We start from the raw sequence: 12,823 nt of genomic DNA, 5'->3' as shown, positions 1-12,823 counted from the left end.
TCGTCGGCAGCGTCAAAAGTGTACAGAAGAAAGTCAATAGCCTGCGCGAGTGTTGACGGAGTGTATTGAATGTTATAAGCTAAGCAGACCAATAGGACGAACAAGCGTAAGGTCGTAGGCAGCGTAAGAAGGGTATAAGAGACAGGGCCTGACGGGTGGGGTCCGGTGTGGGGCGCAGCTGACGGAAGGCGTCGATGACGCGCTCAAGGTGAGCCGCGGTGACGGCGGGGGTGCGGAGGATGTCGAGATCCCCGGCGCCGGGCATGACCTCGGAAGTGCCGCCTCGAGCGTGGGGGGAGAGGGGCGGTCGGATGGCGCCGGTGCGAGCGTTTTTGAGCAGGCCGTGGTCGAGGGAGACGGGCAGGACGGCTTTGGCGGCGTCCGCGAGCTGCTGCATCGTTGTCAGCGGGACGCCGGCGAGGGGGACCCATACGTGGAAGCCTCCCTGCGGGCTGGGGCTGGACTTGCAGACCACGTGCGGGATCTCCGCGTGGCGGAGGATGCGGATGAGCACGCCGAGCTCTTCGGGTGCCGCGGCGCGCTGAGCGTCGGTCTTCGTGTCGAGGTCGAACACGGCGAACCGGAACATGCCGGTGTCATCCGCGAGGTTGATTGTCCACGGCTGGTCCGGTGGCAGGTGCTCTCGGATGCCATGTTTGCGGGGGTAGGAATTGGAGCGGACGACGCCGTCCGCTTCCGCCTTCATCGCGTTCACGTACCCGCGCGGGGAGATGGCGCGCGTGAGCTCCCACGCTGCGGCAGCCGGATGCTGCGACACGCGCGAGTGAATCGGTGTGTGGTCTACCGATTTCCAGGGTCGACGGGTTACTATGACCGTGTTCCTTCCAGGAATGACGGAGCGCCGGGTTCCACCCGGGTTGTGTGTCAGCTTCGAGTCAGAGTTTGGCGACGCGGACTCGTAGCTTTGAATCTTGAGGGGCCCGCCGGCAACGGCGGGCCCTCTTCATTTATGCGGCTGCCGTGCTGGCCTCCAAAGATTCGAGGTCGAGAGTTTCAGCGCGCGGGAGCGGCTTCGGGATCGCCGGCCACGCGTTGTTCTCGTCAAGGTACTCAGCGAGCTTCTCGAGGTAGTACGCAAGGGAAACGCCGGTCGCGTTGGCCGCGGCGTGGTAGCTCTCGCGAACGTCCTCGGGCACACGCCCTTGGAGCATCACAAGATCCACGGCGGCGCGCTTGCTGCGCGTCTTGCGGCGAGTCTGTGGTCCAGGCATGCCGTAAGCATTGCTCGCGTAGGTGTATACACCTCGCTAGACACGCCGCCGTGGCACGTTAACGTCCCGAAAGATCACCACAGGGGCGCACAAGGCCCGCGATGTTCCTTCCGGTCGCCCACTGGATCACGCTAGCGACCCCCCGAAGGGCGCCCGCCCCTTCGCGCCGACTCGGCGCACCCTCTGCGCACCGCGTGTTTCCGCAGTTGGGTGGGGCGGGAGCCAGGTGAAGCGGCCTTGTCCGCCAAATGGTGGACATGTACGAGCGCGGTGGTGAATTGACCGAGTTATTGAGGCTGAGTCACTCTCCGACGTAGCCGAAGAGTTGACCGAGGTCTCGGCTGTAGCGCTTGCCGTCGAAGGTGAATCTCTCGTTACGCCCCTGGCCGTCGATGCTGACATAGCCGAGCTGGACGAGGTGCGCGATCTCCTTGCGGACTGTCTCGTACGTGAGGCCGCTCCCATCAGCAATTTCTTGACGCGTCGCCCCCGGCGAATGTCGCAGGAATCGAGCGAGCTCCAGCCGACTGACCGTGCTCACGACGCGCTGCGCCCTGACGGCGCCCTCAGGCATCCCGTCACGTGCACCCGTGAGTCGCGGCATTGCCCCATTCTCAGCCATCACGTCCATCCACCTTTCACCCGCCGGTCGCTTCACAGGGGCGCCACCGGCCTTCTAACGTACTTAAAATACGCTACAGGTAGCGTCCGGTCAGTTCACCCGCTGATGCACAAACACGTTACGTACGTCGAGATGAACAGCTGGCGGCTTGATCGGTTCCGTGCACCCGCACACCAGAACGGAGAGATTGTGAAGACAGAGATAACCCGGTTGCCCAAGCTCTGGGCGGCCCATCGTGGGAGACGGCCTCTCGGCGCCCGCGGTCGGCAGGGACTGAGGCTTGCGGCCGTGTCCGCGTTGTCGCTTTCGCTAGTCGCCGGCGGCGCGGTCGTAGCCGCAGTGCCGGCGCACGCAGCAACGGCTGGCGTAGGCCTCGGCACGTTCGGCGACTCCTCGAGGAAGTACGCCGGAACGTTCAAGGAGGAGGGGTACGACCTCGTCTGCGGTGAGCCAGGGGCCCGGTACCCCACGAATGCGCTGAAGAACGACGGGCTGTACGACAACTACAACGGCGTGACGGGGAACACACTCGCTGGGATCAACCGCGTGATGTCGGAGAACGCTGGCACGGGCGACCAGGTCACGGCCGCGGCGCTCGAATACGCGGTCGCCCGAACCGTCGACCCGAACGGAGCGCTGACCGCATTCGGCGGGGCTCGTCAGAGCAGCTACGACGCGGTCATCAACTATGACCTGTACGGCCGCTTCGGCAGCGGCACGGTGAAGGCCGTGCAACAGAAGGCCAACGAGCTGAAGCAGGTCATCGACACGACAGTCGCCGGCAGCGGCGGCAGCGGATTCGGGCAGCTGAACTTCGCGCTCAACCCAAAGAACAACTATGTCGGCACGGTCGAGATGGACGGAACCCCCGGTTCGGTGGGCTCGATCACCCTCAGCCATGGAGTGTTCGACGACACCGGCTCGAACACACGTGACAACGTCCAGGAGGGCGCTGTCTACGGGGTGCGTGGCGTGCCGGATGACAACGGGGTGTTCTACAAGATCACCGGTGAAGGCGACTTCACTCCACCCGGGCAGGAGGGCTACGCCGCGAACATTCGCGTGTGGCTCCCGACCGTTGCCGGGCAGCAGCGCTCGCTCTCCGCTGGCGAGAAGGCAAAGCCCTCGCCCTTCCACGTGACGGGCTTCGACCCGGCGGACCGCACGACGCAGTTCCAGCCGGTCCTCTCGACCTCCGCGCAGACGTTTGTGTCGAAGGGACAGGCCTTCACTGACACGGTCCGCTTTTCGACGACGGAAGACGCTACGGGGCTGAACAATCCCTGGTATCGCTCGCCCGCGTCAGGAAGGGCACTCCCCATCGCCGCAGAGGGTACGGTCTACGGCCCCTTCGCTCAGCCGGTCGGCTCACCCAGCGATTCCGCTCCCTCGGACGCTCCCATTGCAGGGCACCTAAAGATCACGACGGGAGACGCGGGCCCGGATATCGAGTACACGGCGCAGAGCACCGAGACGGCACAAGCGGCCGGGTACTACTCCTACGTCTGGACGATTGACGCCTCGAAGCAGACCGCAATTGCTCGCAAGTATCTCCCGACCAACTATTCCTTCACGGACAAGTTCGGCCTGGCGGCTGAGTCGTCGACGACACCGATGCGTGTGACGGCGACGACTCAGGTTCCGGCGCCGGTGGTGCCGCTGAGTGGGGTGCCGGCGGATTCGGCTCAGGTCACGACGGATGGGTTCTGGCTGAAGGACGGCTCCGGGAAGAACATTCCGGTGACGATCCGCTGGGATGCGTGGCTGGACCCTCGCGAGTCGGGCATCGAGCAGGTCGACGCCGGGCAGAAGCCGGCTGATGCGACCCTGCTGGGTACGACGACGCAGACGGTGACCGAGCCCGGTCAGGTGAAGACTCCCGAGGGCAGTGCGCTCGGTTTCACCGTTCCGGCCGCGGTGCACGGGTCGATCGTGTGGGTGGCGAGCGTGCGTGACGCCGATCAGGGCGCGAACGCCGACCTGATCGAGGAGTGGTCTGACGCCTACGGGGTGCCGACGGAGGTTCAGCTGATCGGTCAGCCGACGGTGACCACGAAGGCGACGCCGAGCTCACAGAAGGGGCTTCAGATTTCGGACACTGCCACGGTGGGCGGGGTTATGCCGGCGACGGGCGCTCAGCTCGCGTTCGAGTTGTACCAGGTGCCGATGACGCAGGACGCGAACGGTGTGTGGCAGCGCGATGTCGCGGACGGTGCCGTGTCGAAGGTGTGCGAGGACCCGGACAATCGGATCTTCAGCAACATCGGCCGCGGCGCACGGATCGCGGTGACGGGGATCTACACGAGCCCGACCGTGACGGCCTCCGAGCACGGCACGTTCCTGTGGGTGGAGTCGCTCTGGTCTCGTCCAACGAAGCCGGGGGAGAAGCCTCAGCTCATCACCCGCGGTGAGTGCGGCGCACCGGATGAGACGACGGTTGTCGTGAACGTGAGCACAAAGGCCTCCGCGGTCGACGGGTCCAGCCCGGTCACCCCGGGTTCCGCGATCCAGGACACCGCGTCGATCGTCGGCGCCGTCCCGGACGGTGCGACCGTGACGTTCGAGGCGTTCCGCGGAGAGCCCGGAAAGGCCGTGTGCACGCCGGAGACGCTGGCGTGGACGTCGAAGACCGTCGCGCTGACGGCGGGGTACTACACGGAGAGTCGTGCCCTGCAGCCGACGTCGGGCGCGTTCACGCCGGATGCGTCCTCGAACGCGACGCAGGTCTGGTTCGTCGAGACGGTGCGGGATCACAACGGGCAGACCATCGCCAAGGGCGACTGCGGCGTCCCGGATGAGACGGTGGCCCTCCCGCCCGTGCCGGGCGCGCCTGGTGCAACTCCGTCGCCGTCCTCGTCAACTCCCGCTGGCGTTACCCCTGCAGCTGGCGCGCCGTCGGCTCTGGCGATCACCGGCCTGGACGCCGGGTCGATGGGTCCGTGGATTGCGGGCGCCGTCATAGCGGTCCTGGCGGGTCTGACCGTCGCGGGCGTGCGCCTGGTTCGTCGACGCCGCTCGAGCGAGCAGCTGACGGACTGACATTCGGAAGGGCTCTAGGTCAGGACACGGTGTGACCGTCCCTGCCTAGAGCCCCCCGGAGCCGCCCCGAGAGGGTGCGGCACCCTTGACCGCTCCGGTGTCGAGCAGCTTGCCGGCACGACGACATCGGAGCATCCACGCCGGGCGGGCTACGGCCCGCCCGGCACCCTCAGCCTACGGAGACCCCTGATGAGCATTCAGGCCATACCCACCCCACCCACCTCCGCCCCCGCGCAGCCCGCGAGCGATCGGGCACGAGTCGATCGCTTCGTCCGGGTGACGGGCCCCGACATCTTGTGCCTCGCTCTGCAGCCCGAATGTGCGGACCTCCTCGGCGATCTCGAACCTCTCGACGAGAGCCAGCCCAGTCGCGTCTGGCGAAGCATCGGGCTCCCGCTCCGGCGGTACCGCGCTCTCATGCGGCGCGACCAGGAAGACCTCCTGCAGGCCAACCCCGATGGGGAGATGACAGCAGCGTTCCGGGGCGCGGGATCGGATGCCGCGTTCTTGGAGACGTATCTCCCGCACATCGCGGCCGAAGCACGGCTGACCGCCCGTCTGACGAGTAGCGCCGTCGGCCGAGACATCACCGCGACGGTGAGTCTCGCCTCCGTGGTCGCGGCACTGTCCTCCTCAGTCCTCGGCATCGCGGGCATCCCCGAGGGTCTGAGCGTGATCGACGAGGACGTCGCCGCTTTCACCCGACCGCGAGCGAGTTATCGCGATCCCGTCGCTCATCGTCCCGTGCCGAATCTTGTGTCGGCGTACCTGCAGGCAAAGGAGAAGGAATCAGCATGAAGACCGCACATGAAGGTCTCGACGCCCTCAACAAGGGTGGACGTGTCGCCCGGTGGGCGGCTCATCTCCGACGTCGTTGGATGTTGTGGGGCGTGGCCGGTCTCGGCGCTGCAGCGATCGCGGCCGCGGTGGTTGTTCCGATCGCGATTGGCAACGCCGACCACGCGGCTGCCGTCGACCAGGCGCACGCGGCTGTCGACACGCTCAGCTCCTCCGCACAGGACGCGAAGGCGGCCTCCTCCATCCTCGACGAGGCGGTCGCGAACGCCGACGCCGAGGTGGCGGCACTGAATGGAATCCTCGACGCTCTGCCGCCCGAGCTGGTCGATCCCGCCACCGCGCGAGACGATCTCGCCGCGGCGATCGCCGCAGTGACGGATGCCGCCGCACAGCCGCATCCCGTCCTGGACGCAAGCGCCCCCGATGCTCCGGTGATCGACGACGCCGCGTCAACCGAGCACCTCACCGACGACGTTTCCCAGGCTCAGACGCGCGGCTACTTCCTGGGCCTGCAGACCACGTCTCTCTCTGCAGCGTCAGCGAAGCTGACCGACGCGGTCGACGCCTCGCGCACGGCGCGCAACGCCCTGCTGCTCGCCGCGATCACCAAGGCGCCGAGCATCCCCATCGATCGGGCCGGCGAACCGGAGCGCGCAGCAGTCGCGACGGCTCTCGACGCGCTCCGCGGCGTGACGGATGCCGGGAGCGATACGGCATCCACCGACGTGGCACCCCTGGTTACCAGTTACACCACTGCACTGACCGCCGCGCGAGCGTCTCACGACGCAGCCGTGGCCGCAGAGCAGGAGGCGCAGCGCCAGGCGCAAGAGAACGCCGGTGGCGGCGACTCTTCCAGCACTCAAAACTCGACCGGCAGCAGCAGCGGGGGCAGTTGGAGAAACAGTTCCAGCGGTGGCTCAGCCGGCGGTGGCGGCGGCTCGAACGGCGGCGGTGGGAACACGAACGGAGGGAGCTCGAGCGGGGGGAGCTCGAGCGGTGGAGCAGGAACCGGTAACGCTGGAGGCGCGGGCGGATCGAGTAACGGCGGAGGGAGCTCGAGCGGTCCTGCCCGCTCTCCCATCAAGCTCGTAGTCGGCGGAAGCTGCGTCGACTTCCCAAACACTGGCCAGTCGGCCAGCTACGGCTCCACGCTCTTCATGCCCGCCGACGCCGCCTGGCATGAAACCTACGAGATCCCGGGCGAGGGGTGGGGGGTGCGCTGGTCGTGCTTCTGAGACGTTCCCTGCTGGAGATGGTCGCGCACCTCGCAGATGGTCGCGAAGTGCTGGTGCCGTATGCGTGGGCTGGTCACTATTCTCGTTCGTCGCCTAAGGCCTCGCCTGTCGTGAGGACGTTGCTGGGCAAGGGGCCGGCGCATCCCTTCAGTGGGATGCAGACGGTTGTTGTGGAATTGGTGAACGGGCGTACGTGGGTCCTGAATCCCGAGCTGCTCGCGCATCACCGGTCGTGCGAGATGTGCGCGCCGGTCTGGGAGCGCCTGGGCGCTCGCCTCGATGACATTCCCGTCGACGGGATGCTCTTCGCCGCCGCCGAGCTCCACCTCACAAGCGGCCCTGCGTTCCTCCTGGTCGACGTCGACGATCTCGACGGGCGCAGCACCGAAGACGGTGTTGTTTCCGGGAGAGAGCGTGTCTGAGAGCGCTGCGCTAGAGGCTGCAGACGCTGAAGAGTCCATCGATGCGTTGCGGCGACGCCGGGGGCTGAGGGGTGCACAGCTGAACGCGTTCATCCGTGATCGCACTGGCGGCTGCAAGGCGCTAGGGGATGCGTGGCCGCGGTCGGAGTGGGAGTCGGCTCGGAAGGTTCAGGCGGAGCTTCGCCCTTCGACGAGGGGGCCGGGTGCCTTCTATGTGAGAAAGGGCATCCCGCCGTGGCTTCGCGCGGCGCTTCGCGGGGTGCCGTTGCTGAAGGCGAGTCATTGCGCTTTCCCCGCATGGTTTGCCGTCGCGTCACCGCTGGTCGACTGGTTCGCGCTTGCGGACGCTCAGCCCGATCTGAGGGTCACGAGCGATGTGCGCTGCGGCGCGCCGTCAATCGATGATCTCCGCGGCGCCGCCCGCCTCGCCGCCGAATACTCCGGCCGCCTGGTTCTGCACGTCGTCCTCGCCCCCATCTCGGAGGCGGCGGAGGTTGAAGCCATCGTCGTCGGAGTCGCCCTGACCGGGGCTGGGGCCGGTGTCTCGCGGCTGCCCGCCGTGATCACCGACCAGCTCGGTTTCGACCCGTCGCGACGGCTGACGTTCTCCCTCCCGCCGAGCACGGAACCGACGCTGCTGGCCTGGGAATGGGGCGATCCGCTGTTGAACGTGCCCTTCGGCTCGCTGAGCGACTCCATGGCCATGCCATGACGAGAGATCCGTGTCAGGCAGGTCCCGCGCCGATCCCTCTCCCCGAAAAGCTCCTGCCCGGTTCACGCCGCGAGCAGGGATACGTCACCGACAAAGAAAGAAAGTCATGCCCGAAATTCTCAAGACTGTCCTCGACCTGATCTCGCAGTTCGCCATTTTGGGTGGCGGATTGTGGCTGCTGTGGGGTGCGATTGTGCTCGGCGGTGGCCTTCGCGACCACAACGGCCCACAGATTCAGACGGGCGTCTGGCAGATCGTCGGCGGCGGGCTCATCCTGGCTGCTGCCGGCCTGTTCAAGACCCTCACGGTCGGCTGGTGACGGCTCCGTGACGGATCTGATCGTCGCGTGGCTCAACGCGGTGTCCCAGGGCGCAACCGTGGATATGAAGTGGGCGTTAGCCGCTCCGGCGGAGTACAGCCCTGTTGTCAGCGCGGCCATGGCTCTCCTGCACGACACGGTGGTGAAGCCTCTGACGGCGGTGATTCTCGCGATCATCGCGTCCCTGTCGTTGGCGACAACCTCCACCCGTGTGGAGGGCGATCGTGAGCTGGGGACGCGGATCATCGCGGCGACGATGTTCAAGATCGTGATGGTGGTGCTGCTGTGCCAGAACGCGCCGCTCATCCTCGACGCCATCACCCAGGTCTCCACATGGCTCAGCAAAACGGCGAACGGTGTCGACGTGGGCGCGGGAACACCGACCAACGCCCTCGGCGATTCGATGCGGGCTTCCATCGACGCGGCCGGAACCATGTCGCAGCTGGTGATCATCGTCATGCTTCTCGTTCCGTGGCTGCTCGTCGCGGCCGCTACGGCGATTGCTTCGGTGCTCGTCGTGGTCCGCTTCTTGCAGCTGTACGTCATGAGCGCGTTCGCCAGTCTGCCTCTGGCGTTCCTCGCGCACGAGGAGACCAAGCAGATCGGCGTTGGGTATCTGAAGCGGTTCGCTGTTGTTGCTCTCAGCGGCGCTGTGTTGGTGATCGTGTCGAAGCTCTACCAGGCGCTCATCGGCGGCATCAGCGGCAGCGCCCTGACCTACACCGGCGGCGATGTCATGAGCTTCCTGACGTCGCACTTCGCCGGTTTTCTCGTGGGGCCCGTGGTTCTGATGTTCCTGCTTTTCGGCGCCAACAACCTGGCCAAGTCGATCCTCGGGGAGGGCTGAGCGATGGCGTTGGAGATGAAAACGCACAAGGACATCGCCGCCTACGAGGCCAAGCCCATGTTCGGTCTCACCTGGCGGCAGATCGCAGCCCTCGCGATCATGCTCAGCGGCGGCGGTGTGGTCTTCTTCGGTCTGACCGCCATCGTGCTCTCCCTCTCGGGAACAACGCTGGTCGACGCGGTGTCCGCGCAGCTGCACACCAACGGGATCGTCGACGGCGACTCCGACGCACTTCGCCGCGCGACGTCTCTGGCGATGGTTCCCACCCTTCTCGCCATGGCACCTGTCGCGCTGTGGGCATGGGTGCGCCCGATGGGGCTGCGCGCAGAGACGTACGCCCAGTTCTTCTTCCGCCACAACCTCTCAGTGAAGGTCATCCACTATGACGACACCTACTCCGTCCTCCCGTCCGCAGAACCCGTACCTGCAGGATCTGACGCAGCTCCCCACGAGCCGAAACGACAAGCCCACCGGCAGCGGCCGCGCCCCGGAAAGCGCCTCTCGGAGCACGCGGCGAGTTCGGCGAAGTGACGCGCCGCCCGCGCCGGGCACGAAGGTGGCCGCGCGGAAGACGGGCCTGGACAACTCCCGCGCGCGCCGTGCCTTCACCGCGGCGCCGCGGCGCACTCGTGACCTTCTGGGGTACAAGACCATGCTCCCCAGCGGCGTGGCATGGCTGGGCGCAGACGAGTGGAGCATGACCCTCGCCATCTCCGACATCAACTACGTCTCCGCGGCCCAGGACCGTCAGGAGTCGATCGTCGACCGTTGGGCACGGTTCTTGAACTCGTTCGGTGCTGGCGTGCGACTGCAACAGACCGTGATCAACCGTGTTCTGGATGACGCCGACGTCGCCACCCTCGTTCACAAGCCGCTCGTGGGCGACCAGTTCGATGCGTACCGTGCCGACTTCAACCGCAACGTGCGGGAGAAGCTCGCCGCCTCGAGCGGCAATACGGTGACGGAGAAGTACCTCACCGTGACCGTGCAGGAGCCGGACCAGGAGAAGGCTGAGGCGACTCTGTCGCGGATCTCGCACGAGATCGAAGCAGCCCTGTCGGCAATGGAGGGGTGCCGGGTACGGCGTCTCACGCGGCGGGAGCGTCTGGAGGTGTTTTCGCACATCCTTCGCCCGCACGAGCTGTTCAGCTTCAGTGAGGAGGAGTTCGCGGTCTCACCTCGTCGCGCAACGCACGACTATGTGGCGCCGTGGGCGGTGGAGTACCGAGAGAAGGCCGGCCCGGTGAAGCTGTCCAACGGTACCGGGGACACATTCCACACGGTGCTGTGGGTGCGGGACTACCCGGTGTGGCTGTCGGATCGTCTCATCACCGAGCTCACGGAAATCAAGAGCGACGTCGTGGTGAGCCTGCATCTGGAGTCGTACGACCAGGTCGAAGGGATGTCCCTGGTCCAGCGGCAGATCGCGGAGATGGAGATGCAGACCATCTCCGAGCGGAAGAAAGCCGCGAAGCAGCACCTGGGGGAAGACATGATCCCCCAGAAGCTCGTCGACGCTCTCGGGGAGGCGCGTGATCTCCGCCAGGAGTTGTCGCAGTCGAACCAGAAGATGTTCTCCACCGTGATGGTGATCGGCATCAGCGGTAGCACCAGGGATCAGCTCGAGCAGAACGTCAAGCGCGCGATGACCGTGATGCGCAAGCAGTCGGTGAGTGTGGAAGCCCTCACGTATATGCAGTTGGACGGGCTGACCACCGAGCTGCCGATCGGTCGGCGTGTGATTCCGATGCGTCGGGCGTTGACGACCAGTTCGGCCGCGATCGTCGTGCCGTTCACCACGCAAGAGCTCTTCGTCGCGGGTGGGTGCTGGTACGGCACCAACACCGATTCCTCGAATGCGATCGTCGCGGACCGCACGCGAACGAAGAACGGCAACGGATTCATCGCTGGCACCTCCGGTTCCGGTAAGGGCATGTTCGGCAAGCAGGAGATCGCGTCGACGTTCCTGTCCCGACTGAACGACGACATCGTGATCGTCGACCCCGAGCGGGAGTACGAACCCCTCGTGCAAGCGTTCGAAGGGGAGACGATCCGCCTGCACCCGGGCAGCGAGCAACGCATCAACGCGATGGACATCGACCTTGACGCGGCCGCCGACGAGGATCCCATCCTCATCAAGGCCCAGTTCGTGCTCACCGTGCTCGAGAGCGAGATCGGCGGGACGACCGGGCTCACACCCGAGCAGCGGTCGATCGCTGACCGGGTGACCGTAGACCTGTATCGCCGGTACGCCCAGGAGCGTGCGGTGGGCCACGGCGTGATGCCCACATTCCATCACCTGAGAGAGGGGCTGCTGGCCACTGGGGAGGCTCCCGCGCAGCAGCTGGCGACGGCGCTGGAAATCTACACCACCGGGTCGTTGGGCGGGTTCTCCGAGCCGACCAATGTCGACCCGCGCAACCGCATCGTCTCCTACGACATCTCCCGCCTGGGCACGCAGATGAAGAGCTTCGGGATGATGGTGGTTCTCGATCAGATCTGGACCCGCGTCCTCCGGAACTTCCAGGCCGGACGGCGGACGTGGATCTACGTCGATGAATTCCACCTTCTGTTCAACGACGAGAAAATCGCTGAGCAGTTCCGTCAGATCTGGGCCCGCATCCGCAAGTACGGCGGCATCCCCACGGGGATCACCCAGAACATCGAAGCGGTGCTCGCGAACGCCTCCGCCCGGATCATGCTCGCCAACAGCGACTTCCTCGCGCTTCTCGGTCAGAACGAAACGGACGCGGATGCGCTGGCGGACCTGCTGCACCTGAGCTCCGAGCAGCGCCGCAAGTTCGAGAACGTGCTGCCCGGACAGGGACTCCTGCGAAGCGGGGGCAACATCCTCGGCTTCGACTCACGAATCAACGACGACGGCCCCCTGTACGCGCTGTTCAACACCACGTTCACCGAAGCGGCGCCGGCGAGATGAAAGGGCTCCGACGCACGGAGGAGGGGCCTGAGGCGAGCAGTCGCCTCGGGGCTTTCCAGCCGTCATACCGAAGCGTCCGGCTGGTCGACGGCGCGGCGCGCGCAGCGGGGACCCTGGCGCGCACCGCAGCCGCGGCCTCCAGCTCACAAGAGGAGGAACAAGACCCGGCCGCGGCGAGCGGACGGGTCATCAGGGGCACGTCGACGGCGAGCCGCAAGGTTCTCCCGCGGCGGCGAGGCCCGGTTCGCGTGCAGCGCGCGGAAGCGGCTGCACCCGCTTCCGCGAGACGGCGTACCGGAGCTCAGGCGGCGACGGGGAACCCATCCCGCCCCGCGCTCACCGCCCGATTGCGTCGAGGCGCGGCAACCGCGGTCGTGGATAAAGGCCCCACCGTGGCGCAGGTGGGTTCTTCCGCCTCGCGTACGGCGGCGGTCACGGCGCGCGCGGCCGCGGCAACGGCGAACGCGGTGCGCGCCATGGTGACTGCTGTCACTTCGGTGCTGTCGGTGTCGCCTGTCACGATCATCACCGCGGCGGTCGTCGCGGTGCTGGTCATCGTGATCGCGGCGGTGGGCTGGCTGTTGCCGGGAGTGCAGCAGCAGCGGACCAGCGTCGGCGGCAGCTACGGCATTGGCGTGGAGCCGGGGCCGTGGGGCGGG

The 12,823-nt window shown here is 66.4% G+C and carries 12 protein-coding genes; 10 read left to right on the top strand and 2 right to left on the bottom strand.

Translation table 11 applies throughout. From position 1 onward, the window contains the following. Positions 1-79: 79 nt before the first annotated feature. Positions 80-778 (bottom strand): hypothetical protein, encoded by a 699-nt coding sequence (locus tag NS220_RS13450; protein ID WP_058624554.1) that lies wholly within the window; start codon positions 776-778, stop codon positions 80-82. A 190-nt stretch (positions 779-968) separates the two neighbouring features. Next, positions 969-1,232: a hypothetical protein gene (locus NS220_RS13445; RefSeq protein ID WP_153004293.1), complete on the bottom strand. Its 264-nt coding sequence runs from the start codon at positions 1,230-1,232 to the stop codon at positions 969-971. A 325-nt stretch (positions 1,233-1,557) separates the two neighbouring features. Between NS220_RS13445 and NS220_RS13435 the strand changes: the two genes are divergently transcribed. From NS220_RS13435 to NS220_RS13390, 10 genes are all read left to right on the top strand, one after another. Continuing rightward, entirely contained in the window at positions 1,558-4,893 is a 3,336-nt protein-coding gene (locus NS220_RS13435; protein ID WP_153004292.1) for a hypothetical protein, read from the top strand. A 189-nt stretch (positions 4,894-5,082) separates the two neighbouring features. Next, the gene (locus NS220_RS13430) at positions 5,083-5,691 is read left to right on the top strand and encodes a hypothetical protein (RefSeq protein ID WP_153004291.1); all 609 of its coding nucleotides are present in this window, start codon (positions 5,083-5,085) and stop codon (positions 5,689-5,691) included. After that, positions 5,688-6,926 (top strand): hypothetical protein, encoded by a 1,239-nt coding sequence (locus NS220_RS13425; protein WP_058624549.1) that lies wholly within the window; start codon positions 5,688-5,690, stop codon positions 6,924-6,926. Before NS220_RS13430 ends, NS220_RS13425 begins: the two co-directional genes overlap by 4 nt. A 17-nt stretch (positions 6,927-6,943) precedes the next feature. After that, complete coding sequence (locus tag NS220_RS13420; RefSeq protein WP_153004290.1) at positions 6,944-7,348, top strand: hypothetical protein; 405 nt, start codon at positions 6,944-6,946, stop codon at positions 7,346-7,348. Positions 7,349-7,607: 259 nt separating this feature from the next. Then, positions 7,608-8,060 (top strand): hypothetical protein, encoded by a 453-nt coding sequence (locus tag NS220_RS13415; protein WP_153004289.1) that lies wholly within the window; start codon positions 7,608-7,610, stop codon positions 8,058-8,060. A 106-nt stretch (positions 8,061-8,166) separates the two neighbouring features. Then, positions 8,167-8,379: a hypothetical protein gene (locus tag NS220_RS13410; protein ID WP_058624546.1), complete on the top strand. Its 213-nt coding sequence runs from the start codon at positions 8,167-8,169 to the stop codon at positions 8,377-8,379. A 7-nt stretch (positions 8,380-8,386) separates the two neighbouring features. Next, positions 8,387-9,226, top strand: a complete 840-nt coding sequence (locus tag NS220_RS13405; protein ID WP_153004288.1) for a type IV secretion system protein — start codon at positions 8,387-8,389, stop codon at positions 9,224-9,226. A gap of 15 nt (positions 9,227-9,241) precedes the next feature. Then, a complete protein-coding gene (locus tag NS220_RS13400) occupies positions 9,242-9,757 on the top strand; it encodes a PrgI family protein (protein WP_193755369.1) in 516 nt (171 codons plus the stop codon). Between the two features lie 25 nt (positions 9,758-9,782). Beyond that, positions 9,783-12,164 carry a VirB4-like conjugal transfer ATPase, CD1110 family gene (locus tag NS220_RS13395; protein WP_058624543.1) on the top strand — a complete coding sequence of 794 codons (2,382 nt, stop codon included), beginning with the start codon at positions 9,783-9,785 and terminating at the stop codon, positions 12,162-12,164. Between the two features lie 401 nt (positions 12,165-12,565). Next, on the top strand, positions 12,566-12,823 hold a 258-nt coding region (locus tag NS220_RS13390), incomplete at its 3' end, for a hypothetical protein (protein ID WP_206543025.1).

It is taken from the genome of Microbacterium testaceum, assembly GCF_001476655.1.
Lineage (GTDB): Bacteria > Actinomycetota > Actinomycetes > Actinomycetales > Microbacteriaceae > Microbacterium > Microbacterium testaceum_C.
This window is presented reverse-complemented; position numbering and strand designations above follow the sequence as displayed.

Coding starts and splice junctions, on each gene's coding strand:
- NS220_RS13445 (WP_153004293.1), bottom strand. CDS start 1,232: ATGCCTGGACCACAGACTCGCCGCAAGACGCGCAGCAAGCGCGCCGCC.
- NS220_RS13430 (WP_153004291.1), top strand. CDS start 5,083: ATGAGCATTCAGGCCATACCCACCCCACCCACCTCCGCCCCCGCGCAG.
- NS220_RS13425 (WP_058624549.1), top strand. CDS start 5,688: ATGAAGACCGCACATGAAGGTCTCGACGCCCTCAACAAGGGTGGACGT.
- NS220_RS13420 (WP_153004290.1), top strand. CDS start 6,944: ATGGTCGCGCACCTCGCAGATGGTCGCGAAGTGCTGGTGCCGTATGCG.
- NS220_RS13410 (WP_058624546.1), top strand. CDS start 8,167: ATGCCCGAAATTCTCAAGACTGTCCTCGACCTGATCTCGCAGTTCGCC.
- NS220_RS13400 (WP_193755369.1), top strand. CDS start 9,242: ATGAAAACGCACAAGGACATCGCCGCCTACGAGGCCAAGCCCATGTTC.